This window comes from Micromonospora sp. RHAY321, assembly GCF_023896955.1.
Lineage (GTDB): Bacteria > Actinomycetota > Actinomycetes > Mycobacteriales > Micromonosporaceae > Micromonospora.
Window position 1 is genome coordinate 24,897 of the sequence record NZ_JAMHIW010000009.1, and the last position, 26,498, is coordinate 51,394.

General features: G+C 67.1%; 16 protein-coding genes and 2 pseudogenes. 12 read left to right on the forward strand and 6 right to left on the reverse strand.

Annotation, left to right across the window (positions count from 1 at the left end; genetic code table 11):
• Nucleotides 1–156: 156 nt before the first annotated feature.
• Together M8C17_RS19850 and M8C17_RS19855 are read left to right on the forward strand one after the other, a co-directional pair.
• The gene (locus M8C17_RS19850; RefSeq protein ID WP_252418010.1) at nt 157–651 is read left to right on the forward strand and encodes an ATP-binding protein; all 495 of its coding nucleotides are present in this window, start codon (nt 157–159) and stop codon (nt 649–651) included.
• A 24-nt stretch (nt 652–675) separates the two neighbouring features.
• Nucleotides 676–1,005 (forward strand): STAS domain-containing protein, encoded by a 330-nt coding sequence (locus tag M8C17_RS19855; protein ID WP_252418011.1) that lies wholly within the window; start codon nt 676–678, stop codon nt 1,003–1,005.
• Nucleotides 1,006–1,408: 403 nt separating this feature from the next.
• Here the strand turns inward: M8C17_RS19855 and M8C17_RS19860 are convergent, their stop codons facing one another.
• The 3 genes from M8C17_RS19860 to M8C17_RS19870 form a co-directional block, all read right to left on the reverse strand.
• A complete protein-coding gene (locus M8C17_RS19860; RefSeq protein WP_252418012.1) occupies nt 1,409–1,651 on the reverse strand; it encodes a hypothetical protein in 243 nt (80 codons plus the stop codon).
• Nucleotides 1,652–1,932: 281 nt separating this feature from the next.
• Nucleotides 1,933–2,814 carry a hypothetical protein gene (locus tag M8C17_RS19865; RefSeq protein ID WP_252418013.1) on the reverse strand — a complete coding sequence of 294 codons (882 nt, stop codon included), beginning with the start codon at nt 2,812–2,814 and terminating at the stop codon, nt 1,933–1,935.
• Nucleotides 2,815–3,101: 287 nt separating this feature from the next.
• The gene (locus M8C17_RS19870) at nt 3,102–3,272 is read right to left on the reverse strand and encodes a hypothetical protein (RefSeq protein ID WP_252418014.1); all 171 of its coding nucleotides are present in this window, start codon (nt 3,270–3,272) and stop codon (nt 3,102–3,104) included.
• 149 nt (nt 3,273–3,421) lie between these two features.
• On the opposite strand from M8C17_RS19870, the pseudogene M8C17_RS19875 reads away from it, so the two are divergent.
• Nucleotides 3,422–3,815: pseudogene (locus M8C17_RS19875) on the forward strand (hypothetical protein); the annotation flags it as partial.
• A 264-nt stretch (nt 3,816–4,079) separates the two neighbouring features.
• On the forward strand, nt 4,080–4,685 hold the full coding sequence (locus M8C17_RS19880; RefSeq protein ID WP_252418015.1) for a YdeI family protein: 606 nt from the start codon (nt 4,080–4,082) through the stop codon (nt 4,683–4,685).
• Nucleotides 4,686–5,292: 607 nt separating this feature from the next.
• Here M8C17_RS19880 and M8C17_RS19885 read toward each other — a convergent pair.
• Nucleotides 5,293–5,991: a recombinase family protein gene (locus M8C17_RS19885; RefSeq protein ID WP_252418016.1), complete on the reverse strand. Its 699-nt coding sequence runs from the start codon at nt 5,989–5,991 to the stop codon at nt 5,293–5,295.
• 194 nt (nt 5,992–6,185) lie between these two features.
• Nucleotides 6,186–6,566 (reverse strand): annotated as a pseudogene (locus tag M8C17_RS19890) (recombinase); the annotation flags it as partial.
• Nucleotides 6,567–7,264: 698 nt separating this feature from the next.
• On the opposite strand from M8C17_RS19890, the gene M8C17_RS19895 reads away from it, so the two are divergent.
• Together M8C17_RS19895 and M8C17_RS19900 are read left to right on the forward strand one after the other, a co-directional pair.
• Nucleotides 7,265–7,798: a hypothetical protein gene (locus M8C17_RS19895; RefSeq protein WP_252418017.1), complete on the forward strand. Its 534-nt coding sequence runs from the start codon at nt 7,265–7,267 to the stop codon at nt 7,796–7,798.
• Nucleotides 7,799–7,964: 166 nt separating this feature from the next.
• Nucleotides 7,965–8,819, forward strand: a complete 855-nt coding sequence (locus M8C17_RS19900) for a competence protein CoiA family protein (RefSeq protein ID WP_252418018.1) — start codon at nt 7,965–7,967, stop codon at nt 8,817–8,819.
• Nucleotides 8,820–8,976: 157 nt separating this feature from the next.
• Here the strand turns inward: M8C17_RS19900 and M8C17_RS19905 are convergent, their stop codons facing one another.
• Entirely contained in the window at nt 8,977–9,177 is a 201-nt protein-coding gene (locus tag M8C17_RS19905; RefSeq protein ID WP_252418019.1) for a hypothetical protein, read from the reverse strand.
• A 254-nt stretch (nt 9,178–9,431) separates the two neighbouring features.
• Here M8C17_RS19905 and M8C17_RS19910 point away from each other — a divergent pair, with 254 nt between their 5' ends.
• The 6 genes from M8C17_RS19910 (at nt 9,432) to M8C17_RS19935 (ending at nt 26,189) form a co-directional block, all read left to right on the forward strand.
• Nucleotides 9,432–10,811, forward strand: coding sequence for a helix-turn-helix domain-containing protein (locus M8C17_RS19910; RefSeq protein ID WP_252418020.1), 1,380 nt, complete (start codon nt 9,432–9,434; stop codon nt 10,809–10,811).
• A gap of 647 nt (nt 10,812–11,458) precedes the next feature.
• Nucleotides 11,459–13,576, forward strand: coding sequence for an N-6 DNA methylase (locus tag M8C17_RS19915; RefSeq protein WP_252418021.1), 2,118 nt, complete (start codon nt 11,459–11,461; stop codon nt 13,574–13,576).
• Nucleotides 13,577–13,610: 34 nt separating this feature from the next.
• Complete coding sequence (locus tag M8C17_RS19920; RefSeq protein ID WP_252418022.1) at nt 13,611–15,014, forward strand: hypothetical protein; 1,404 nt, start codon at nt 13,611–13,613, stop codon at nt 15,012–15,014.
• Nucleotides 15,015–15,016: 2 nt separating this feature from the next.
• A complete protein-coding gene (locus tag M8C17_RS19925; protein ID WP_252418023.1) occupies nt 15,017–19,126 on the forward strand; it encodes a serine/threonine protein kinase in 4,110 nt (1,369 codons plus the stop codon).
• On the forward strand, nt 19,126–20,727 hold the full coding sequence (locus tag M8C17_RS19930; protein ID WP_252418024.1) for a hypothetical protein: 1,602 nt from the start codon (nt 19,126–19,128) through the stop codon (nt 20,725–20,727). Before M8C17_RS19925 ends, M8C17_RS19930 begins: the two co-directional genes overlap by 1 nt.
• Nucleotides 20,724–26,189: a hypothetical protein gene (locus M8C17_RS19935; RefSeq protein WP_252418025.1), complete on the forward strand. Its 5,466-nt coding sequence runs from the start codon at nt 20,724–20,726 to the stop codon at nt 26,187–26,189. The genes M8C17_RS19930 and M8C17_RS19935 overlap by 4 nt, the downstream gene beginning before the upstream one ends.
• Nucleotides 26,190–26,498 lie beyond the last annotated feature (309 nt).

The window sequence follows — 26,498 nt, forward strand, 5'->3', positions numbered from 1 at the left end:
GTGGCTGCTGGACACCCCGGCTTCCACCACGAACACGCCTTCAATCTCCGGGCTTCCACGCAGAGGCGAATTGGCAGGTTTGATGCCCTTGCATCATTGCAGTGCTTGTCGGAAAGCAATGGTCGCGGATCCGCCGTTGGCGGCTAGCCTGCTGGTATGAGCGACGGCGGTGACCGGGTGGGCGTAGGGGTGGGCCTGGGCGTACACGGCATACAACCGCCAATGCTGCTATCGCAGCCGTTCACGGGCGCCACGGTGACGCAGGTGCGTCATCTGCTTGCCGCGCAGGTCGCGGCGGCCGGGTTGTCCGGCGATGCCGCAGACGACTTCGTGCTGGCGGTTCATGAACTGGTGACCAACGCGGTGCGCCACGGCGGTGGGGCAGGCCAGTTGGAGCTATCCCTGCGCGCTGACGTGTTGGTGTGTGAGGTGACCGATCACGGTGCCGGCATGGGTGACCTGCTCGTCGAGATGCCGGCGGCGGACGTCCCGGGCGGCCGAGGGCTGTGGTTGGCGCATCAGCTAACCGGCACGCTGATGGTGGTTGCAGGGCCTGCCGGAGTCACTGCCTCGGTGAGCGCCTGCCTCACCGCGCAATCGACACTTGTCGCTCCGGACAGCTCAACCTCTGAAAGGGATAGGGTGGACTGATCTGCCGATGAAGGGTGAGCAGGCGTGAATCCGGAGCAGAACTGGCAGTATCAGGTCCGTGCCGACGGTGACGCGAGGACTGTCGCGCTGTCCGGCGAGATCGACATCAACGGTGCCGAGGAGTTGCACAGGTTGCTGCAGGAGGTGGTTGAGGTTGATGCAGGCAGCGGGGTGCAGGTCGACCTCGCCCGAGTGACATTCATCGACTCCACCGTCATCACCGCGCTCATCAAGTCGCGGAACTCGGCGAGGGCTACAGGTCGCACTTTCGCTGTGGTCAACCCCGCCGCCCAGGTGAAGCGGGTACTCGCGGTGACCGGCGTCCTGAACGCCCTGACATCCGGCACGCGCTGACCGCCACAACAGGCCACGGGTCGAACAGGATCCGGCAGCGATGGCGCAGGGACGCACGGCGGCAACACTCTCCACACCTGCCTATATGGGCATGTGGCGATGTTGGGTCTGCGGCCATTGGTGGCCGCTGCCGTGGGCATGCCGCCGATGTCGTCAGCGCCGCCGTCAGATGCGGCGCGACTACCTGCGTCGAGCAGCGCCGCAGGACGCGCTACGGGACATGACCCTACGCAAGGACGATCAAATGTAACGCTGCGACCCCGACCGGCGCATGTATACCGGACGCGCGGTGTCAGCGCTCCACGCGGCAAGGGCGGGGCTGCCCACCCTCCAATCGCCCGAGGGCGACCCCGCCCTTTGCCGCGACCTGCTGAGCTTGACCGCCGCGGGGCACGGGTGCCGGCTAGAGCACGCCCCCGCACAGGCACAGCAGAATCAGCACGGCGGCGACCAGGGCTGCCTGCTCACCGGTCCACGCCGGCTTCACGACGACACCACCGTGGGTCGGCGTGATACGGGCCGCCGCGCGCCAGTCCCGCTTGACGTAGACGCGGGTCGGGCCGCTTCGGGTGGTGACGCGGAAACCGGCAGATGTAGCCGCCGCAACCGCCTGGTCGATCGGCACCTGCCACGCGCGGCTGCGCACACTACCCCTCGGAGAGAACGGGCTATCCGGCGGGGTGGAGGTGGCGGACACGGGACTCCAGGGGGCGGCGGTCGAAGCCAAGCGGTCAATCGATCACTGTAGGTGTAAGCCGCAACCCGAAGCAACGGTGCGAACCGGATGTAACGGTGCATGGCCAGGCGGCGCATGTACATCGGATGCGGTGCGAGCATCCACATGCAACAGGGGCGGGCGCCCGGCCCCTCCCCGACCCCCGGAGGGTGGTCCCGCCCCTGTCGCATCCTCGGCGCGCCACGCCCTAGCTAGTCGTCGTCGCCCGGGAAGAAGTCGTCCAGATACTGCGTGCGCATGTACTCGCGCCACCGCTCCGGCGTCGGCTTGGCGGCCGCGGCCTCGGCGATCCGTGCAACGGCCTCAGCCGACAGGACGCCCGCCCGCTGAAGCTCCGCGATGAGAGCGTCGATGCGGGCCTCGTGGATCACCGAATTCCGGGTCAGGGCCTCTGCCCTCGGCTGCCAGCCCATGCCGACCATGCTGCGTTGCCTCGGATCGCCCTCCTCGGTGACCAGCACCAGAAGATAGCGGGCACCACCGTTGTCGGTGCTCTGCCAAGGGCAGCGGCCACCGAAGCGCATCGACAACGGCTCGTCCCGGACACCGACCAGACGGACGGGCAGGTACTGCTTGTCCAGGTCCAACGTTTCCGGGTCGTTGGCGTCGTACTGCTCGGTGATCAGCCGAGTGAGCTTGCCGTGCTGCTCGGCGTCAACCGTGACCAGTGCCTCCACCATGAAGCCCTCGTCCTGGAGCAAGCTGAGGCGATCGACCTTGGCCTTCTCGGGTACGAGCGACAGGTCAGCGAACTCCAGCTTTCGCACCTCGACGGCGTCATGCTGACGGAAGGTCAAGCTGTGCTCCCAGGGTCCATTGTCTTGGTAGGCGTGGTGTTCCTCCACGGCCCACAGCCCACCATCGGCATCCTCGACGGGCTGGACCTCCAGATTGCCGAGGCGGCTCGCGTTCAGCCTCTCGCGGAGCTGGTCGTGCAGCCCGGCGCCAACACGCATCTCAACCGAGATGCGCCTTAGCGGCTTGAGAGTCAGCGGAGATGTGACGGGCTCCAGTTCGGTGAAGTCCAGGTCGCTCGGCTCGCCCAGCAGGACCAATCGAATGTCATCAGGCATGAGAGACATTCTGACGTGCGCGACCGACAATCCCGCGGACCCGCGCTACCTGCCCGGTAGCGGTTCCACGCCATACCGTCGGTGTTGTTACCCCCCGGGGCGAGTTGCCCTGCCACACTCGTTGCATGGCTCAGGCAGGGCCGCTTCCGGGCCGCGCCTGCTGCCCCCGCCGGGCGGGGAGTGGTTCAGCCCCCTGCCGTGCCCCCTCAATGCGCGGAGCCGAGGTCCCGGTCTGCCCGGGATCCTCGGCTCCACCGTCGGTGCGGGCGCGGTGGGATCGCGACCCCTCACAACGTCCGAACGATACGCACGGCAATTTCCTGGCCGGCGAACATGCCCGCCGCGGCGGTGACCTTCGCGGGTACCCCGAGCTGCCGGCCGACCGGTGCCAGCAGCGAGCCGACGACCGTGCCGATCGCCGCTCCGAGGACCCGCACGAGGATGTCTGCTGGCGTCATGTCGCACTCCTACCTTTCCTGAGTTGGGCTTGCGGGAGGGTAACTGTCGGGTCCGACAACAGCGGCGGGATGTGCCAGCCGGCACCCAGCACCGCCGCGAGTTGAGACCCGGAAGGCCGCCGCCCAGACACCCGTCGGGACGGGATCTGGGCCCGAACCCGATCTCTGTCCTGATCCGTGGCGTCGTGTCCTGGCTGCCGAAGGCGTCCGTCGCGATCGTCATCGTCGTGGTCGCAGCAGCGATCGCCAAGGCGGTCAAGGACCTTCATCTCGGCCGCCCTGGGCGGCCTGTCCTACGGCCGGGTGCTGGCGAGCATCGCCTCGGTGTTCATCCTGGCCCTTGGCGTGATCTCCGCGCTCAAGCAGATCGGGGTGGCCGCCACGGTCACCACCCCGATCCTGATCGCTGTCCTGGCGACCGTCGCCGGTGTGCTCATCGTGGGTGTCGGTGGCGGCCTGGTCCGGCCGATGCAGAACCGGTGGGAGGGCTGGCTGACCCGGGCCGAGGAAGAGTCATTCCAGGCCGCCGTAGGGGTTGGCAGGTTCAGCCGGTCGTAGCATTTGATCCTGTGGTTCGGTGGGACAGGATGTTGCGCCGTGCGTGCAATGCTGACTCTGGCTGATCGCGAAGAGATATCCCGTGGCTTGGCCGGAGGCTTGGAGTACAAACAGATCGGCGTCCCACGTCCTGAGCATCGAGGTCCTGCCCCCGACGCTCCGCCGAGCGACCGGCGCGCCGGCAGCCCGGCGAGTCGGGCCGGTCCACAGGCAGAGGCTGCGGCAACGGCGCAGCGATAGCCTGTCGTCATGGCGAGTGCCGAACTGGATGAGTTGATCGTCGCGGACGCCGACGCGCTGGGCGCGTGGTTGTCGGCCAACCACGCCACGTCGCCCGGTGTCTGGCTCGCCCTGACCAAGAAGGGCGGCACAGTCACGACGCTGACCTGGCAGCAGGCGGTCGACGAGGCCCTGTGTTTCGGCTGGATCGACGGGCAGGCCCGTAAACGGGATCAGGAAACCTCCTGGATCCGGTACACCCCTCGCAGGCCCCGCAGTTCCTGGTCACAACGTAACGTCGCCCACGTGGCCCGCTTGGAGGCGCAGGGGCGAATGCTGCCCCCAGGCCGCGTCGCGGTGGAAGCCGCGAAGGCGGACGGGCGGTGGGCGGCGGCCTACGCCCCGCCGTCGGAAGCCGAGGTACCCGCCGACTTACTCGCCGCCATCGCTGCCGACCCCGCCGCCCAGGCCATGTTCGACGTACTCACCAAGGCCAACCGGTTCGCTCTCATCTACCGCGTCAATGCCGTCAAACGGGCGCAGACCCGCGAGCGGAAGATTGGCGAGTTCGTTGCCATGCTGGCCCGTCACCAGACGATTTACCCGCAGAAGGCCAAGTCTCCGAACTCGCCGTAATCGGCGTCTTCATGATCATATGCACTCATCTGCCGCCCTCCGTGCATGCTGACCGACTGAGGCAATCACGCTCGGTAGCTGGCCTCTGAGAACAGGGCCTGCAGATCCGACATGGGCAGTGCTTGAGTGGGCGACTCCATGCACGCCACGGTAGTGACCTCGGCTCACCTCATTGCTCGCCAACGTCAGCCGTCACGCAAGATTGAATGCACTGTCATGCCGCCGACCGCGCGCGGTGTCTAACCGCGCCGGTCACAGTGGGTAAGGGCCAGCCCTGGTGCTGTTCCTGAGGAGACGCGCCGGTGCGAAGGTCAAGGCGTCGGGCGACGCCGCGGTCACGCGCCGGCGATCGGGGAGCACGTGGGGAGCAGCCGGATGCGCTGAACGGCGTTGAACTGCATCCAACAGCACGCAACGCCGCTCAACTGCACCCGCGTCCACCTGCGGCTTCTCGTTTCTGCACGTCAGAGCTGGTGCAGCGTCCTGCTTCACACCGAAGAGCTCACCACCAACTAGGCTCTCACGAGCTTCAAAGTCGCGCCGAGCGTCATCGGTGGTGGGGCAATGGGTCGTGTCGCCCCTCGGACACATCATCACCACATATTGATCATGATCCGCGCAGGTTGGCCTGCGCGGATCTTTTTGTTGTTGGTGTGCAATGCCCCTGGTCGCAGACGATGGTGATCTTCCTCTTGTGCAGGAGTGCGACCAGGTCATGTGGGGTCTGGATCCCGCTGGGCAGGCGGGGATGGTCGGCGAGTCTTGCGATGATGTGGTCTTCCCTGAGGTAGAGGATCTTGCGTCGGCGGTCGGTGGGCTGTTGAGTGCTGGTATGGCCGTGGCGGCATCGGTAGCCGGGGCGTTGGTTGATCCAGTGAGATTCCAATCTTCGGCCGCATGGTCCGCAGCGCAGTAGGCCGGTGAACAGGTAGTGGCGGGTGGTGCCGTCGTGGGCGCTGCGGTGGGAGCGGATGGTTTGGGCGGCGACGAAGTCCTGCTCGCTGACCAGCGCGGTGTGGGCCTGTTGCTTGGAGACCACCCAGTCCACGGTCGGGTTCCGTCGGATCGGTTCTCGCTCCGAGCGGCTAGCGTCGGCGTCGTTGTGCGCGGGTTGCCGGTTCCAGACCTGCCGACGCGTGTAGCGAGGGTTGGCGAGTATCGCCGCGACCGTTCGTAGGGTCCACCGGTCGCCACTGCGGTGTGGATTGCGGTCGGGATCGATGCCCGACGGGCACGGTATCCCGGCGTCGTTGAGGGCGCGCGCCATGCTGGCGAGACTCTGGCCGTCCAGGCGTTGAGCGAACATCCACCGCACGTGTACGGCCGTGGCCGGATCCGGTTCGAGGCGTTGAAGCCGGCGACCCCAGCGCGCTTGGGCGGCGTTTGGATGACGGCCGGCGTCGTGAGTCGGTAGCCGTAGGGCGGCCGGCCTCCGAGATACCGTCCCTGCTCCCGCGCTTGGGCCCGCATTGCCGTGACGACCCGGAACCGGGCGCGCTGAACCTCGCGTTTCGACTGGGTGCCCAGCATCAGGATCAGCGCCTGGTGGGTCGGGTTGTGGTGATCGACAGGCCCGTCCGTCTCGGGCAGCCATAGCTGCACAGCGTGCTGTTCGAGCACGGGTGCCAGGTGCTGCAGCTGATTGGCGGAGAACGCCCGCTCGTACTCGCCGACCACGATCGCGTCGAACCCGCGATCTGGGTCGTCGAGCGCGGCCAGCAGCGCGGCGGCCTGCGGGCGCTGCCGCCAATTGCGGCGTCGAGAGCAGCCGACATCGAAGTATTCGGCGACGATCACCCCGTGAGCGGCGACGAGTTCAGTGGCGCAGTCCCGTTGCCAGTGCCGGGAGGTCACCCGGTCCTGGTGCTCGACGGTCGACATCCGACCGTAGAACGCAAACCGCAGACCACGCCGCCGTTTGGTAGGCAGCTGCGGGTTGGCCTGCGGCTGCCCGTTGAGCCATCGAGTCAGGGGATCCTCGAGATCGTCACGCTGGTTGTCCGACACGCCGATATTTCTACGAAGGATCTTCGCGGTCGAGTCGGACAAGCAGTCCGCTGGCGTTAATCACGGCAGTCGGGCGATTCGAGCACCAAGGCCCTCGTCAGAGGATGCCGCGAGCCAGCCTGGCAGGTTGTGCTGGTGAACAAGGCATGGGGCGCCGCCGTCACGACGATCGATCCCTGCCCGTGGGCTGCCTCTGGGGCATGGTGCATGGCGGTCCCGAGCTTCTACTCTCTGCCTATGGCTGATCCACATACCGTGGTCGACGGCGACGTCAGCGCCGAGCGGCCAAGTGAGGGCTGGACCCCTGATCTTCGGGTATCGGAGGATTTGACACCGCTGCCTTACGTTGATCGGGCACTGCCAATCCTCGGTCTGTTCGCCGGGCTGGTGGGGCGCGGAACCCTTACCCGGTATCGGGTCGCGTTGCTGCGTGAGCTTGCGGCCCAGCCGCGAGCACGAATGAAGATTTGGGAGATCCAGGAGAGTGTCGATTGGCTTGAGCCCGCGTCTGTGACCCGGTTGATGCAGGACCTGCGCGGCCGTCGCCGGCCAGCGCGGAGCTCCTTTCGGAGGTGCTGCGCGACGCGGGCCGTTTCGACGAGGCCGTTGACGTCTGCGATCAGGCCTGGCGCACGTACGGCACCCTAAAAGCGTTGCATTACAAGGTCAACATCCTGGCGGCGCGAGGCGACCTCGACGGCGCCGAGGCGTGTGCCGCGCAGCTGCTTTCCTGCCCTGATCTGCCCGCCGAGCAGCGCCGCCAGCTGCACCACCGGATGATCGAACGTCGGGTGATGCTCGCCGACTGGCCCGGCGTCGAAGCATGCTGCCGGGCCGCGGTGCGCGACGGCCCCGACGACGACGCCGCATGGGGCTTGATCGTCGCGCAGCTCAACCAGAACCGGTGGGAGGCCGCATGGGCGTCGTACCGTCAGTTGATGCCCGGCGTCGAAAACCCGGACGCCCTGACGGCGTGGGTCGACCTGCACTTGCGGTTCGGGATCACGCCGCACACGCCGGCCGCCGTCACGACGTTGAAGATCCGGTTCGGTGCCGACGCGCACGCGCTGGCCCAGCTGGCCCGACTCGACGCTGGGGCACCGTGACGGCGAACGCGGCCCTATCGGAAGGCCCGTCTCACCGGCTGACCCGCCACTCCCGGCCAGGTGACACCCCGGCGCGATTGCGGCACCATGCGACCATGACAGGCCGATCCACTCGGCGGTGGCCGGGCGCGGTTAGAGCTGTCCTGCGTGCGAAGAGGTTTCGCTGATGTTCGTTGCCCGCGCTGGCGACTTCCTCGTGGAAGCGGAACGGGACCTTGACCGGACAGCCGACTACCGATGCCCGGTCTGCGGCCGCCCGGCGGTGCTGAAACCGAGCCGGGTGAAGGTCGCGCATTTCGCGCACGCGGATGGGGCGGACTGCCCCGCGTCCGGGCATGAGGGTCCCGATCACCTGGCCGCGAAACGGATCCTGTCACAACGGTTCCGAGACCTCGGGTACACCGTGCGGGCCGAGGAGACATTCGGGTGGGAACGCCGTGTGGACCTCGCCGTGGCTATGCCGGACGGATGCTGCATCGCTGTCGAGGTCCAGGACAGCCCGATCCCGGTGGACGAGATGAAACAGCGGATGCGTGTCGACCAGGACAACGGGTTCGTAGCGACCCTTTGGGTGTGGATCGGCCGCAGGGAGCAGCAGCTGCGGCAGGCCGAGATGGACGGGGAAGGCCGCATAGCAAACGAGGTCCGCTGGCTCGCGAACCGGATGGACGTCGGTGTCTTCGCCCTGCCGATCGACTACGACGACCTCGCCGACGGCGTCGTCGAGCCGCTGCTGCCACGGCGGTACACATTCGATGACGTGTATCGAGAAGGCCACGAGGCGTCGTGGTTCGAAAGCGGCGTCGAAGTCGGCGTCAGCTACGCCGACCGGACCTTGCGTGCCACGAAACAGGCCGCCAGCGAACCATGCGGGTTCGACATGTACGTCATCCCCGGCCGATACCACAGCCCCCGGAAGGCCGACTGGACCGTCGTCCTCGGCAAGCGGCTGCCGCGCCGGTCATGGGACCCGCCGTGCAGCGAAGACCGTGACGAGCCAACCGGCTTCTGGGAGCAATAAGGAGCGGGCGTTCAATGGCCAGCACCGTGGGCGGATCACGGTATCCGGAATGGCACGCGCCACGACCAGCTCCGCCGAATACAGCAGACGCTGCCCAGCACCAAGTCACTCGGTGCTGGCACGGACCGGACGGCCGCAGGCGGCGCAGCCGCCGGTCTCACGGGGGCAGCGGCGCGCGCGCCGGCGAGGGCGACACCTCCTCGGGGCCCTGATAGTGCAGCACGATCCCGGTACCGACGGGCATGCGCCGGGCGCGCAGCACCCCGTGCCGCTGCGGCACCAGGCGAACCGTCGCCTCGCCCAGCAGGTCGAACCCCGTCGACCAGATGTTGATTCCTCCTGGGTACGTGTCGGTCACCCGTAGCCACCTTTCGGGATCCGGTGCCGCCGCGTACCAGACGACATCCGGTACAACCACGGTCTGCCGGCGCCACCGGCGTGCTCGGCGGGTCAATGAAGGGTTCGCGAACGCCTCCCACGCCGACCGCGCCTCGGGTGTCGGCCACTGCGGGCTCAGCGCGAGGGCGGGGTCGAGGTTGTCGATCCAGTGGGTGGTCGCGCCAGGCAGAATAGCTCGCAGTCCCTTAGCCTCCTCCCCGGCAGGAAGTACGTATGGTTGCCCTTCGATCTCGCCGCCTGGAGTCCATCTTCGGCACGGCGCTGGACACCCTCGCCTCGCACCACATCCACGCACTGGTGACTGCGGGCGTGCAGGAGGCCTTCGACCTGGACTTCAAGCAGACGCTGTACGGCGGGAAGGACCAGGAGAAGCGGGCGCTCGCCGGCGATGTCGCGGCCCTGGCGAACACCGGGGGAGGGGTGATTGTCCTGGGAGTCGAGGAGGACGACCAAGCCCGTGCGACGAAGGCGCCGGGTGTCGCCATCTCCGATGCCGAGGTGGCCCGGATGCGCCAGTCGATCGCGTCGCTCGTCGCGCCGATGCCGGCAGTAGATATCCTCACCGTGCCCGAGCCGACAACCGGCGTCGGCGACGACGACACCCAGCAGGGCTTTATCGTCGTGGCGGTACCCCGCAGCCCTGGTGCGCCACACGCCGTGCTGATCAACGACGGCCTGCGCTTCCCCGTACGCAACGGTGCCACGACTCGCTACCTGTCCGAGCCCGAGGTCGCCACCGCCTATCGCAACCGGTTCGCCAGCGCGCAGCGGCAGGACCAGCGGATCGTCGAGGTCGAGCGGGAGGCGATCAGCAGGCTCGCCATGGACGACAACTACGCCTGGGTGATTGTGTCGCTGGTGCCCGACCTGCCCGGCGACATGATCCTCCAGGACGCGTTCAGGGCCTGGGAGATGGAGATCAGGCGCAGGCCGACCATCACCGACGAGGGCGTCGGGATCCATCGGACGCGTGTCGGACGCAGGCGACTCCTGGCTGACGGGACGAGCAACTACGCAGCCGAGTCCCGGTTCGTCTCGCTGGAGCTGCACACGGACGGCTCCGGGGCCTTCGCGTTGGGGATCTCCAACCTAGGGTCGCGGAGAGCAACGGCGCAGCGCGGGGGCGAGCCTGACGACTCTGGGCACCAGGTGGTCACCGACGAGGGGATCGCCGCAGGTATCGTCTCCGGACTTCTCCAGCTCGGTCGGCACGCGCGCGACCGGGCGGCGGCCGGCGGCACCGCCCTGATCCGGGCCCAGCTGCATCCGGTTGGAGAATCGCGGCCGACCACGATCGGCCACACCCGGTTCTACGGCATGGGGGAGACCCGCACTGGCGAGCAGTACCAGGTCAGGGCCGATCCGGCCGAAGCCGCTGCCGCCGTCGACGACCTGGCGCAGCCCGGCCCAGCTCTCATCGAAGCTGGGGCACTGCTGCTCGACGAGCTGGGCCAGGCGTTCGGCGTACCAGAGATGGGCCAGCTGACGCGGGACGGTCGGATCCGCCGAGGGTACTGGAGTTCCAGCCGGCAGTCCGAGATTGTCCAGTGGGCCGAGGCGTACGGCATCGAGGTGACCGAGGAAGGCATCTGATCGCCAACCCACGAAGCCCTGGCGCAGCGTCGGGGCTTCGTGGCGTGGCACCAGAGCGTGGCAGCCGCGACGGACGCGCGAGTGCTACTTGACTTGCCGAGGTCAGTTCTCGCCTGCTCCAGTTCGTCCGACGAAACGCGCAGCCTGTTGCCGTTCATGCTCACCGTGCGAGCCTAAGCGCTGGTAACGACAGTCCCATCGACAGTGGGCGAACGTCTCCGGCAACCTGGCGGCGCGCTGTTTCCCCGCTGACAAGGCGCGGCGATCGTGAGCGTGCTTGACTGCGGCGGCTGCGGGAGCCAGCGCTGGTACCAACCAAAGCACTGGGCCGGCATCTCACGATCAGTCGGCGGCCCGGTGCGAGCCCCGGTTTAGGGGGCAGGTTGGGAGACTGGGTCTACAGGCAACCATCGACAATGTGTCGAAAATAATTTAGATGACGAAGCTCGCTTTAATGAGCAAATGTGGCAAACCGATCAAAGCGTGCATGCGGCTGCGGGGAGTGTCACATGCCCCTGGTATGACGGTGCCCGGGCGTGGCAGGGGACCCCGATCTGGATCGCGCCTAGGGTTCGGGCACGATGGGGGGCTGCCGCGCGCCGAGGATGTGGCGTGGCACGTGGAGCGAGAGGGCTGAGCGTAAGACGATGACGGATGACACGGACGTGGGTACGGAGCTGGCTGCCGCCGATATCGATGAGGTCGACGAGGTGGAGGCCAGTTCAGCAGCCACGGCCGGGTCGCTGGCCGAAGACGAGGTTATCGACTACATCACCGACCGGCCGGTCAAGCTGCGCGGCAACGAGGAGGTCCGGCAACGGATCGCCCGCGCGCTGTTCCTCGAGTACGGAATATCTGTCGACGACATGGAGCGGGACTTCCCCATCCCGGTGTCGATCGACGGCCGCCGCCGGAGTACTAAGCGGGCGGATATCGCGGTGTTCGCTCCTGGACGCGAGCACACCCTGGGCAACCTGCAGCGGGTGGTGGTGTGCAAGCCGGAACCGAAGAGCGGCCGAGCGGTCACTAAGATCCGGACCCACGAGCAGGCACAGAAAGACCTCGAAGCGCTGCAGGACCTGCTCGGGCAGGACCAGACCCCGCAGGCTCAGTACGGCATGTGGACCAACGGGCTTGACTTCTTTTTCCTGTACCGTGAGTCGACCCGTTTCGGGGTGAGCTTTGAGCCGCGCGCCGACTGGCCGATCGCCATCGACAGCGTCAGCGGTACGTTCGGCACGGCGGTACGCCTGCGGCGTGGCGAGGCCGCCATGCTCAAGACGGTCTTCCGGCGCTGCCACAACTACGTGCACGGCAACGAGGGGCTTCCCAAGGACGCCGCCTTCTGGCAGTTCCTCTACGTCATCTTTGCCAAGGTGCACGACGAGCGGGAGAGCCGTCGTCTGGGCGTGCCGCGCCGCTTCTACGCGCTGCCGCAGGAGCCGTTCACTAACGACGGACGGCAGGCGATCCACGATCGCATACTCGCCCTGTTCGCAGATGTGAAGCGGCGGTACGAGACCTTCACCGAGCGAGACGAGATCACGCTGTCCCCCCGGGCGCTCGCGTTCATCGTGGGTGAACTGTCCTCCTACGACCTCGGCGGCACGGACATCGACGTTAAGGGCATCGCCTACCAGGAGTTGGTAGGCGACAACCTACGGGGTGACCGCGGCCAGTACTTCACGCCTCGTGGCGCGGTCGAGCTGATGGTGGAGATCCTCGATCCGCAGGAGGGCGACATCGTCTTCGACCCCGCCTGCGGGACGGGTGGGTTCCTGCGGGCCACCCTGCGGCACCTGCTCAAGAAGTGGCAGGACGAGGAGGGAACCGCCGGGCTGCCCGACACCGAGGAGCAGCTGGAGACCCACCAGGAGCGGCTGGCGGCGTACGTCGCGGACCACCTGTACGGGGCGGACTTCGACCCGTTCCTGGTCCGAGCCACGCGCATGAGCATCATGCTGCTCACCGGGGTGACGGGCAACGTCTTCCACATGGACTCACTGGCCTTCCCAAAGGGACACCTGCTAGGTGTGGATGAGGCGCGGAGGCGCCTGCCGCTCGACAAGCCGGTCGTCGACATCCTGATGACCAACCCGCCCTTCGGCACCGACATCAAGATTGAGGACGGGGAGATCCTCGACCAATACCGCAGCGGCGTGGCCCAGCCATGGTCGCGCAACCGCGAGACCGGGATGGTCGAGGCCACCCCCGGCGGTCGGGTCTCGGCGATGTCGCCGGAGCAGCTGTTCATCCAGCGGGCCGTGGAGTGGGTCCGACCCGGCGGCAAGGTCGGCATCGTACTTCCCAACGGGATCCTGTCCAACCCCGGCCCGTCCGACGAGGGCATCCGGCGCTGGATCCTGGACAACTGCTGGATTCTGGCCAGCGTCGAGCTGCCCGTGGAGACGTTTGTGGTCGAGGCGGAGGTCAATATCCTCACCTCGCTGCTGTTCCTGAAGAAGAAGACCGAGCGCGAGCGGCTGGCCGCCGACTTGGGCCACCAGGTGGATTATCCGGTCTTTATGGCCGTGGCCGAGAAGGTTGGGTTCGACCGTCGGGGCAACCCGGTGTACAAGCGACGCCCCGACGGCGAGGTCATCACCGAGGCGACGGAGGAGGTTGAAAACGTTCGCCGCAACGGGGTCGAGACGATCCGGCGGATCGTCCGCCGACGCAAGGCCGTTGACAACGACCTTCCCGAGATCGCGAAGGCGTACCGGCGGTTCCGCGAGCGTCATCCCGAGCCCGGGGCACCGCGATGAACGGCCGGATCGACTGGTTCCCCGAGGAGACCCCGTGAAGCTCGCCGAAATCGACAATCCGGTCCGGGTTGCCTGGCTCGCGGACCAGGGCCTCCGCCTCGACCCCGGCCCGTACGTCTCCGAGGGGTACGCGGCACGAACGTTGCTCCAGCGTTTCCCTCGGACTGAGCCGCTCCAAGATGTCACCACCCGCATCTTCCATGCCGGCCGTTTCCGTCGACATTGGACCACCCATCAGCAGCACGGAGTTCCCTTTCTCGGAAGTGCAGACATCTTTCAGGCAGATCTGTCCAATCTGCAGATGATCACGAAGAGATCCTTCGCCGATACCCCGAATCTTCCGCTGGAGCCGGGGTGGACGCTGATCACCTGTTCCGGCATGACATCTGGACGTGTCACCTACGCCAGGCTCAGCATGAACGGGTCCGCATGTAGTCAAGATGTGATGCGAGCCGTTCCTGACCAAACGAGAATTTCGCCGGGATACCTCTACACGTTCCTTGCTGGGCCGCTTGGCGCTTCAATGATCAAGGGAGGTATCTATGGAACCAGTGTACGTCATATCGAACCAAGCCATATCGCCGACATTCCGGTCCCTCGGCTAGACGAGGAGACCGAACTGAAGATCGACGGTCTCATCCGGGAGGCTATGCAACTTCGGCAGCGGTTCGAAGACGGCATTCAGACTGCCACACAAGACCTATTCAAATCCGCTGGACTTCCTGAGCTTCTCGACCTTCTCTGGCACGATCAGTCTCGCGACCTCGAATTTAGTGCCAAGCCAACGTCGACGACCATTAGGGCATTGAACCATGCCCCCCGAGCGCAGCGCCTCCTTTCAACTCTGAGGAGCGTCCCTTACCGCACCCTCGGAAGTATTTGCGGCGGCGGCCAACTCAGCTCGGGAGTTCGCTTTAAGAGAGTTGATAGTAATCCCGGTTTTGGCGCAAGGCTAATCGGTCAGCGCCAAGGCTTTTGGCTCCGCCCGGAAGGGCGATGGATTGATCCTGGACAGGCGCCTCCCGGCATTTACGCTAAAGATGAGACTGTCCTCATTGCGGCACAAGGTACGCTGGGTGAGAGTGAGGTCTATTGCCGGCCTATTTTCGTAACTGGAACTTGGCTGGAGCACGTGTACAGCCAGCACTTTCTTCGTGTGGTGTCTGGCGATCCAGAGTTCCCTGGCGCGTACTTGTTCGCTTTCCTCCGGTCGGAGGCGGCGTTCAGAATGTTGCGCTCCATGAGCGTCGGCGGTAAGCAGCAAGACATCCATCCAGAGCTACGGGTTGAGTTGCCGGTGCCCGTGTGTACAGCATCCGACAGAGAGCGAATCGCTGAGACGGTCCGGCAGGCCTACCGAGACCGCGACGAGGCTGATAGGAAAGAGGATCTAGCGTCTGCACTGTTGGACGAGGCGGTGCGAGAGGCGGCGCGGTAGGCATGGCGGAGATCGTCGACGGGGGTCCTCCGGCCAACGATGCGGAACGCTTGGTACTCAAGCACCTGGCTGAGCATGCCCCGGACGACTGGGTTGTTCTGCACAACGTCGAGGTCCCGGTGCGTGGAGACTGCTACGAGATCGACCTGGTCGTGATCAACGGTCGGGGCGTCTGCCTGGTCGACGTCAAGGGGACCCGGGGGCGTATCGATGTCGCCGGTACCCGGTGGCACCCGGCGAGGCGAGCCCCGTTCCATTCGCCTGTAAGAAAGTTGCGCGGACACACCCGGGCGGTCAAGGGCTTGCTGACCAATCATCAGCCGGGGCTGTCGCGGGTGTACGTCGACCAGTTGGTGGTGCTGCCTTGGCCGGACGCCCGGCTGGTCGACCCGAATGACCGTGAGGACGCCGACGCGCTGCACGTAACCGACCTGGATGGGCTGATTCCGGCGCTTGGGGATGTCTCTCGGGTCCGCTCCGGGATGCTGCGTGACGTCCGGCAGCATCGAAACGCCATCCTCACGGCGCTGCATCGCAAGGTACGCCAACCAACCGGTCCCAAGAAATTTGGCGACTGGGTGGTGTGCGAGCGACTCGGCGGCGACGACGAGGTCACCGAGTATCGGGCGCGGAACGCGATGGCTGGCACGTCCGAGACGGTTCTGCTGCGGGTATACCGCGCGGACCCGTTCCTGCCGGAGCTCGAACGCGCCACTCAGCGGCACATGATCGCCAACGCGTACGAGGTGCTGGCAAAGTTGCCGCCGAGCCCGTTCATCGTCGGGCGTCGGACCTTCTTCGCCATCGAGGACGAGAGCCAGTTCGTGCTGGTTCTCGACGACACCCGCGGCCAGGCGTTGACCGTGCACCTGACAGATCCGCGGCAGGCGTTGGGCGCCGACGCGAAGCTGCGGGTCTTCGGTGACCTCCTGCGCGGGCTGGCGCACGCGCACGCCTACGGGGTCCTGCACCGGGCATTGACGCCGGCCGCCGTACTCGTCTCGGACGTCAATGGCCGGGCGCTGCTCACTGGGTTCGACTACGCCCGTTCCGAGGGGCCGCGGGATTACACGGTGGCCGGCCGGCTCGTCGAGGTGCTTGGCCCGGTGTACGTGGCGCCGGAGTGTCAGGGGCACGCCCCGGCGATGAGCCAGGCATCGGACGTCTATGCGGCAGGTGTGGTCGGCTTCCAGCTGCTGACCGGTGAGGTGCCGTTCGCGTCGTCGGCCGAGCAGTTCCAGAAGGGCAGCGAGCTGCCGTCGGCGGTGTTGGCCGCCGCCGGTGTCGGTACGGCTCTGCAGGCGCTGCTGCGGCGGATGTGTGCCCGGGCGCCGTCCGGGCGGCCGTCGGCTACGCAGGCGTTGCGGGAGCTGCAGCGCCTGGCCCGCACCGGTGCCGTCGGCTCCGAGGACAGCGGGCCCAGGCCGAAGCCGACGGCCGGCGTCGACTACGCGAGCCTGCCGGCCGGCTACCAGCTGACCCCCAAGTACCAGGTCCGGGACAAGCTCGGGTCGGGGCACTTCGGCACGGTCTACCGAGTGTATGACAATCTGGCCGATGAGGATCGAGTCGTTAAAATTGTTCACAAAGGCTCTGACTCGGTAGTCGAGCGGCTGAAGCGGGAGTTCCAGCTCCTGCTCAACCTGCCACGGCACCGCTGTGTCGTTGAGGTACGCGACGCTGACTATCTCGATCTGGGCCGGGTGCCCTATCTGGTGTTCGAGTTCGTTGACGGCCGCGACGCGAAGGTGCTGGTGGCCGAGCGGGCGTTGGGGCCGGCCGACGTCGTGCGGTTCGGTATCGACGTCGCCGAGGGACTCGTCCACTTGCATGGTGAAGGGATCTCGCACTGCGACATCAAGCCCGCGAACCTGCTGCGGACGGATGCTGGCTGCAAGATCCTGGACTTCAACGTGGCGACCAGGGCAGACGACAGCCTGTCCCAGGTGGGCGGGACTCCGCAGTACGCCCCGCCCGACTTCGCCAGCGGCCCGCTGACCCGGGCGGATCTGGCTGACCGGGACCTGTACGGGCTTGGGCTGACGCTCTACGAGTTGCTTACCGGGGGGTGGCCCTTCCAGGGCAAGCACCAGGCCACAGGTGAGAGGGCGGCCGATCCGCGGACCTACACCGGCCTGGGAAGTCTGTCCGATGGGCTGGTGGATGTCGTGCTGCGGGCCGTCGCGCCGTTCCGAAGCGAGCGGTATGCGGACGCGGCCGAGTTCCTGGCCGCCCTGCGGTCGATCGGTGGCCGGGTCCACCAAGCGGTGGATGTCCCAGCAGAGTTGGCGGTGCCAGCCCCGGCAGCCCCGGCAGCGCAGGCCGATCGCAACCTGTTCGTCGAGCACCTGCGGTCGCTCTATAGCCAGAGTGCCGGCAGCAACGCTGGTACTCGCAGCGGTAGCACGGGCGGCACCGGCGAGCGGATCGACCTCTATGTGGCGACGGCGCTCGACGCGAAGCTGACGCCGACGGTCCTCGCAGGGCGGTACCGGTTGGTCATCATCACGGGCAATGCTGGCGACGGGAAGACGGCCTACCTTGACCGGCTGCTGCACGCCGCTCGCGCCGACGGCCCGCGCGCGCCCGTGTATCGCGACAATGGCGCGGATTTCCAGTTGCTGGATGGGCGCTGGCTGCGAACCAACCACGACGGCAGCCAGGACGAGGGCGACCGGGCTAACGACGATGTCCTGCTGGACTTCTTCGCCCCGTTCGCCGGGGCCAAGCCGACCGGTGACCCGCAGGAGACCAGGCTGATCGCGATCAACGAGGGCCGGCTGGTCGACTTCGTAAGCACCCACGAGCAGCGGTTCCCGACGCTCGCCAAGCGGGTCCGGAGCGGGCTGGCCGGCACCGCCGAGGACGGCCCGATCGCGGTGATCAACCTCAACCGGCGAAGCTTGCTGACCGAGGTGGACGACCTCGAAGCACCGGTCTTCGACCGCCTGCTGGCGCGGATGACCGATCCCCGCCGCTGGGAGGACTGCGCGGGATGCTCGCTCGCGGCGACCTGCTACGCCCGGCACAACGCCCAGACACTCGCCAACGACGGGGTCGGCCCGAAGATCGTGACGCGGCTACGGACGATGTTCACCGTGACAGCGCTACGGGGCGTGCAGCACTTGACCATGCGGGACATCGGATCGGCACTGGCCTACCTGCTCACCAGTGGACGCAGCTGCGAAGAGATCCACCAGCTGTACGCCGACGACGACAGCGCTTCGGTCCTCGACGGGTTCTATTTCAACAGCTGGGCCGGGCCGGCCGGCGGCCGTGACCGGCTGCTGTCCCTACTGTCGCAGGTGGACGTCGCGGCCGTCGCTGACCCGGCACTCGACCGACGGCTGGACTACGTCGGCCCCGACGCCGGCCGGGCACTCATGGTCGTCGACCAGCGTGGCGACTACGACCTGCAGCTACTCGCCGGGCTATTCGCGCAGCTGCCGCGTGGCGCTGCCGGCACTGCCGCCGACGCCGACCTGCACCGCCGCTACCTGGCTGCGGCCCGCCGCCGGTTCTACTTCGAATGCGTCGACGAGGAGCGCTCGGCCGTGATGCTGCCCTACCGGTCGGCTCGGGCATTTATGGATCTGCTTGCCTCCCCCGACCGGGTGCCTCGTTACTTGACCACGCTCATCGCTGGGATCAACCGCGGGGAAGGGTTGCCAGGCGCGGCGGTCCCCGATGGAGCGCTGGCGCTGCAGGTCAGGGCAGTGCCGGGCGGCACAATCCGCAGCTACCGGCTGTTTCCCGCCAGCAGCCTCCGGCTTTGGCCCGCTGGCGATGCCGCCTCGACGTACCTGGAGGGCGGGTACCAGGAGTTGATGCTCAGCCATCGGGGGGTCGCCGGTCACGAGGCGCAGCTGCGGATCCGGCTGGATCTATTCGAGCTGCTGTCGCGGCTCGGCGACGGGTACCTGCCCAGCGCCGCCGAGCAGCAGGGCCTGTACCTAGGATTGAGCATCTTCAAGCACGAGCTGTCGGCAACGCCGTACCGGGAATTGCTGCTCACCGTGACGGGCAGGGACGTGCACCGGATCCACATCGCCGACGGCGGCGTGTTGGTGATGGACGGCGGCGTGACGGTCACGGACGGCGGGGAGGCGTGATGGGGCTGCACCGCGACGACCGTGAGTTCCGCCATCCCGGGGTGAGCTTCCTCGACTACAAGCAGCTCGACATGGATCGAGTGCTGACCGGGCTGCTGCCGCGGCTGTGGTGGCGGGGTTCGTCGAGCGTCGTGATCGGCTCGCCCAACGACGTACCGGTCGGTGAGTACGCGGCCACCATCCTGGAGAGCACGGCCTGGTTCCAGGGGTTCGATCCGGAGATCACCCACCGCTGGGTCGAAACCTGCCTGCTTGACCTGATCAACCGGGGCAGGCAGGGGCAGGCGGTCGCCGGGCTGCGCCCCCTCCACGGCTTCGCCTACAGGTACCGGGTGGCCAAGCGTTCCCGTCCGTACGGCGCGGACGAGCAGCTGTACTGGATGATCTACCACGAGCCGGGCGGGCGGGGACCACGAATCCTGGGAAGCCTCAAGCAGTTCTTCTTTGCCGGCATCGACGCCCGCACAGGGACGCCCACGCCGACGGCCGGTAACGGGGTCGACGTGGAGACTCAGGCGCTGATCAACCTTTCCCAGGTAATCCACCGCAAGGTTACCGACCGGGAGGCCAAGGCGGCTCAGGGGTATCCGCCGATGGACCCGGAATCGGCGCGGCTGCTCGTCGACGACGTGATTCGGCTGCTGTACCACCAGGAGCTCATCCCGCGGTCGGTGCTCGTTGACCACCTGAAGATCCTGTTCGCGTTCCATCTCGCCCGCTACCACCTGAGGCTGATGCGGCTGCTGCCGGCGCGGATCACCGGTGAGGCCGCCGACCCGCCGTGCGGGTTCTTCCTCGACGTTGCCGGCGTGCCCGGCACTCCGCCGGCCGTCCTGGCCGAACGCAGCGCGCGGCACTGGTACGCGCGGATGCCCGAGTTCATCCAGGCCACCTTCACGGTCAAGAAACTCGACGACCTAGCCTCGCACCTGGTGAAGATCGGCAAGCTGCACCGGCCGCCCACAGGCGTGTTCGCGGTGCCCGAGCTACTGCGCCTGATCGGCCCGTCTTACCGGGCCGACCGGGACCGGTTCGCCGAGTCCCGGCTGCCGAGGGTCCTCGAAGCGCTCCAGGAACCTGGACAGGATCTGGATCCGGCGATCGCTGATCTACTCGACCTGGGCCTGGACCCGTTCACCACCTACATCGAGATCATCGCAAGTTGTCGGGTGTCGTTCCACCGCAAGTACCTCACCGGTTGCCTGGACGCGCTACTCCTGAAGAACCGCCCAGGGGCAATGATCGCCCAGCCGCGGCGCGGCGAACGCCGGTTCGTTCTCGACAGCCGCCTGCTGGAGGTCCTTCTGCAGTTGGCGCTGTTGCGCCCGGACGCCGCTGGCGGGCTACACACCGAGCCCATCCGGGTCGACGAGTTCCTCGCCCTGCTCCGCGAGCGTTATGGCCTGTACATAGACCAGCTGCCGCCCGGCGACGGGTTCAGCGTGACCAACCTTGCTGACCAGTCCGCGCTGCGTGCTAATCGGGAAGCGTTCGTCGCGAAGCTGCGCCAGATCGGCTTCTACAACGATCTGTCCGACGCGTACCTCACCCAGACCATCACGCCCCGGTACCGCCTCACCTCGGCTGGAACATCGCGATGAGTACAAGCACAGGGCTGCGGGAGATCACCGACGCGGACTTCGACGAGGCTCTGGAACGGATTCTCGTGCCCCGGTTGTCTGGCCTGATCGCGGGCCGCGGGCCGGGCCACTGTGCCCGGATCACAGACGTCCCAGCCCCGCTGGCCGAGCGCCTGTGCCGGCGGCTGCGCGACGCCTCGGGCAGCCGCGCCCAGATCCACGTCCTCGGCCAGCCGCCGGTGGTGGCCGAGGACGTGGCCGTGACGAGCACCAAGCTGGTAGAGCTGCGCAACCCGGACGCCGAGGGCCGGCAGCGCCCGGTCCTGCTGGTGTTCATCCCGCCGGGCGTGCACGTCAGTGCCGAGGACTCCTTCGACGTGGCCACCTTCGAAGACGTGGCTCTTGGTTCCGTCTACCCGGAGCTCGTCGAGCGGCTGCTTGCCAGCGTGCCGGTCGAGCTTCGCCACGACATCGGCGAGGTGTTCGCCGTCCTCGACGACGGCACGGCCGTGGGGCGGCCGGGCGTCGGCGCAGCAAGGCCGGCCGGGGCCGCCGAGCGGGCACGGTACCTGCTGACCGTGACCGCCAACGACCACGACCGGCAGGCGGCCGGCGCGGCGTTGTTCGAGCTCGGTCTGGTCCCCGACTTCGAAGTCTTCACCGATCCGGCCAACCTCCGAACCAAGGTAGAGCGCAACGCCAGCCGGGTCCGCACCCTCAGCACACCGGACCGCTCGGTTCGGCAACGAGTGCTCGCCATGCGGCTAACCGACCGGGCCTTCCGAGCAAGGCTTGCGGACTTCCTCGTCCACACGGGCCTAGAGGATCCAAGGACGTGGACCCGACGAATCGTCGTTGACCACGCGAACTGGCCGCTGGCCTTCCACCGCTGGCCCCTGCCCGACGAGCAGCCCGCACCCACCGTCAGGATTGAAGTCGACGAACTGAATTTGCCGCTGGCCGGCAGCAGCCAGGAGCACGCCAAACACCCGGTGCTCGCCAACATCACCGGGCAGCCGTACCTCCTCGCCGGCCCAACCGGACCAGCACAGCTCCCCGTTGCCTTTCGGGTCGAACCCGACCCCCGAGGGGTCACCGGCCTGGCCAGGTTCGCCGTGCGTCTGGTCTCGGAGGACGCCGGACCGACCGGCATTCAGGCCACCGTCAAGGTCTCCACCACGGCCCGGGACCCGTACAAGGCCGTCCTGAAGAAGCTCCGCGCCGTTCACCTGGAACCCGGCTGGCACTACCTGCACGTCCAGGCGCTCGACGCGGCCGGCGTCCCACTGCCCACCGCCACCGACCAGGGTCGCGCGCCGATTAGCACCGCACCAGGCAGCACGGCGCCAATCGGCCACCCGCCCGAGGAGAGCGACCGCTTCTACGTCGTCGCCGACGGCGACCTCGATGAGCCTCCGCCGCAGCAGCGGGTGAGCAGGGGGCACGGCGTCACCCAGGTGCTGAGACAGCTGCAGTTCGCCGCCCTCGCTGAGGGGCGCGACTGGCGCGCGATCACCTGCCGTTCGGCAGCCTGGAAGGACCCGGACCGCACGACGGTGGCGGCGGGGTTCGGCGCGCGAGGCAGCACCGACATCGTGCTCGGCCCGGTCCTTGGCACCCTGGAGCGGGAAATCCTGGCCGCACCACGACAGCTGCGCCCCTGGCGGATCAGGGTGGCGGCCGGCACCCAGCCGCAGCTCGATCCCCCCATGGCACACGACACCGATTCAGCGGGTGGCCAGCTGACCGACGCAGACGAGCCGACCAGCGTGCTTCTGCAGGCACGTGCCGCGGTGTTCCAAGCCGTAAGCGGCACCGACGGCATGGTTCTGGCCGGCCGGGACCTGTCCGAGCTCCGCGAGCCGATCATCGCCTACGCCCAGGCGTACGCCACCGCCCTCACTTCGTACCTGCGCCGCGTGGAGCAGCCGGCCGTCGGGCCCGGACTGCTGCGTGACCTCGCCGGGCTACTGCGTATCGACACCGTGACGGTCGACCACCGTGACGCCGGCGGTGCCCACCGCGAGCTCATCCTGGTCGCCCCTACCCATCCGGTCCGGATGCTATGGCTGCTGACCTGGGCCGAGCTGGGTCGCAAGTGGCTGGACGACGCGACGGCCGCCTCCGCCAACACGATCGCCGCCGCCGGCCACACGCTCCTAGGACTCGATCCGAACGGGTTTCCCTTGACCGTGGTGACCGATGACGGGCGGCTGACTATGGCTGCCGCAAATCTCACCCCGTACTGGGGCGTCTGCCTGCCTTCCGAGACCCAGGACCCGCAGACAGTCCTCATGGACCTAGCCACAGCGCTAAAGGTCGCCGGTGGGCCAGCGGCGGGAAGCGCGGTGTCAGCTACCGCACTGGCCGACCGGCTCGAACGGTACCTGCGCATGCACCCGTACGTCCGCACGCTGGTGGTATGCGTGATCAACCCGGGCCGCGGCGAAACCCTCGCCGATACTCTGGTCGAACTCGAACGCCGACCGGCGATGCGGCACCTCACCTACGACCTGCGTCTGTTCACCACCGACCCGCAAGCTCTCGACGTCGGCGAAGCGCTCGCCGAGCTCCTGCGCGGGACCTGGAGCGCCACAGCCGAGGCGGAAGCCTTCTGTACGCCGAGCCACACCACACCGATGCCAAAACTGTCGGTCGCTGTCCGACCACTCGACGAGTACCGTTCCGCCACGAGCCAGCACAGCGCCCACGTGACGTTCCTGTTCGATGCATTCGCTGGCGAGCAGTTCGACGTGGGCGACGACCTCGATCCCGTCCCCGTCCCCGTCCACGGCCTCGTCCAGCCGATGAATCTGAAGTTCAACGACACCGGCACGGTGGTGGCCTGGCACAAGCAACCCCGTCATGGCAGAGCGCGCGAACTGCCCGACGCCGAGGAATGCTCGGACCTGCTCGCCGCACTACCGGCAACCATCGCCGCAGCCACCGCCACCGTAACCACCGGAGAACCCGGACTGGGACGGGTTCTCCGGATCACCCTTAGCCTTGACGCCGATGACACCGCTCTGCTGCACCAGGCCCACCGGTATAGCGACTGGGTCATCACCATCGACCGCACCCTCGGCGTCGAGTACTTCGATAGCCCCGGCAGCACCCGCCGGCCCAGCTACGTCATCGACTACGCACCAGACGGCGACGCGGGACTCAGCCATCACATCGTCGTCAGCTCTCGATCGATCGACGAGCTGCGCGCCATGCTCACCCCGATGGTCGACCAACACGGCGTGCAAATCGACCGGCGTCACGCCGGTACGTTCTTCGACCAGCTACGGCTCCTGTCCGGACGGCTCGCCTTCAAGATCGCATCGGCCGCGCCTAACCAGCGCACCGAAGTCTTGGGTCTCGCCATGGCGCGGCTGTACCTGGACTACCAGGGCGCCCTGCAGGATCAGATCCTGGTCCCGCTCGACGCGCACCTAGAGCTCTACCGCGAGGCCCGCCGCCGCGCCGACGAGGTCGCCGAAAGCGTGACCCTGCGCCGTACTGACCTTGCCCTTTTCAGCCTCGACGCACGTCGGCGTACGATCACCTGCCGCCTCGTCGAAGTCAAATGCCACACCGCCTTGACCACCATTACCGACCTGCAACACCTAAGAGACACCATCGTCGAGCAGCTCGACCGCAGCGCAAACGTCCTCGCCGACAGCTTCGACCCCCACCGTCACCAGCCCGACCGCCCCGACCGCCCGGTCCGCAACACCGAGCTGGCCGCACTGCTGCGCCACTACCTTGGGCGGGCAGTACGGCACGGGATCATGAATCTCGAAGCCGCAACCGAGGCGCACTGGCTGCTCGACCACCTCGACTGGACCTACCGCCTCGACTTCACCCGGACCGGCCTGATCTTCGACCTCTCCGGCTCGGGAACCAGCGTCGACTCCGAAGCGGGCGTCGAGTTCCACCGAATCGGCCGAGACATCGTCGAAGACCTCCTCGGCGCGATCGAGACCGATCCCGTGCTCGCGGCACGCGGGTCCGCTGACAGCCAGACCTCGCCGACGAGCAGCCGCCGCGATCTTGCCGTCCCACGGCTCGCCGACGCGGCGTTTCAGTCGCCCGCTAGGTCACATGAGGTCCCAGGCTACGAGCCTGCGCAATCTGACCAATCCCTGGCTGCCGAAGACGATGTCGTCGACGATCAGCCCGCCTACGACGGCAGCACCGGTGGTACTGCCGAGTCGGCGGTGCGTGAATCGAATGAGCCGCAACACCCAAGTCGACCGGCCGAGCAACCGGCCCTCCGAGGGGGCGAGCAGAACCCGGCCGTCATTCCGGACATCGTCGTGGGCGCAAACCGTCAGTCGCCGCAGTACGGCGTCCTCGGTGAGATCTCAGGCAAGCGGATCGCGCTCGACCTCAACGAGACCCATACCATCAGCCTCTTCGGGGTCCAAGGTGGCGGGAAGAGCTACACCCTCGGCTCCATCATCGAGGCCGTGTCACTACCCGTTCCGCCTCTCAACCAGCTGCCCAGGCCGCTGGCCACCATCGTGTTCCACTACAGCCCGACGCTCGACTACCCGCCCGAGTTCGCCAGCATGGTGGCGCCCAACGACGACGCTGAGCAGGTCGCGCGACTCCGCGAGCGCTATGGGGCCGAACCAGCGGCGCTGACCGACGTGGTCATGCTGGTGCCGGCCGACCAGGTCGAGCAGCGACGCAAGGAGTACCCGGCCATCGAGGTTCGCCCACTCAAGTTCGGGTCGGGTGAACTGCGCGCCAGCCACTGGCGTTTCCTCATGGGGGCTGTCGGCAACCAGTCGACCTACATCCGTCAACTCGGCCGCATCATGCGTGCCAACCGAAGTGCGCTCTCACTCGATGCGCTCCGCACTGGCATCGACCAGTCCACGCTGTCCGACCAGATCAAGCAGCTCGCCCACCAGCGGCTTGACCTCGCCGCCGACTACATCGACGACAACACTTGCATCCAGGACCTGATCCGTCCCGGCCGGCTGGTCATTGTCGACCTGCGGGACGAACTCATCGAGAAGGACGAGGCACTCGGCCTGTTCGTCGTGCTCATGGAGCTGTTCGCGGAGGCCACGAGCGCAGGTGAGCGTTTCAACAAGCTCGTCGTCTTCGACGAGGCGCACAAGTACATCGAAAGCCCCGATCTCGTATCTGGCCTAATCGAAAGCGTCCGCGAGATGCGCCACAAAGGCATGAGCATCCTTGTCGCGAGCCAGGACCCACCCTCCGTCCCGATCCCGCTCATTGAGCTGTCTAACCACGTGATCCTGCACCGGTTTACTTCACCGGCCTGGCTCAAGCACCTGCAGAAGGCCAACGCCGCGCTAGCCGACCTGACACCGGCGAAACTGGCCGCGCTCGGGGTCGGTGAGGCGTACCTGTGGTCGAACAAGTCCACCGATCCCGCCCTGACTCGCTCCGCAGTCAAGATCTCGCTGCGCCCACGGGTGACCCGGCACGGCGGCGGTACGCGAACGGCAGTCGAATGAGCCATCGGAGCTGCCTGGCACAACCTGAATCCTACGCGTTTCCCGTTGAGAAAGGAAAACAAATGAATTCAGAAGAGGTTGATCTCTCAAATAACTGCCCAGGAACTGGGCGGCAAGGAAAGATTGAGTACCAACAAGGCGGCGACGATTGGTACGTCAAATGTCCCGTTTGCGGAACGACCTGGGCGGGGGGCAATCACACCATCGAGGCACACGAGGATTGGCGTGCGCGATAGCCGCGCGATGTGCTAGCGCAGTCACCGATCAGCCGTCGTGCGGCCGGTTCGGCTATCGCCAGCGACCCGGACC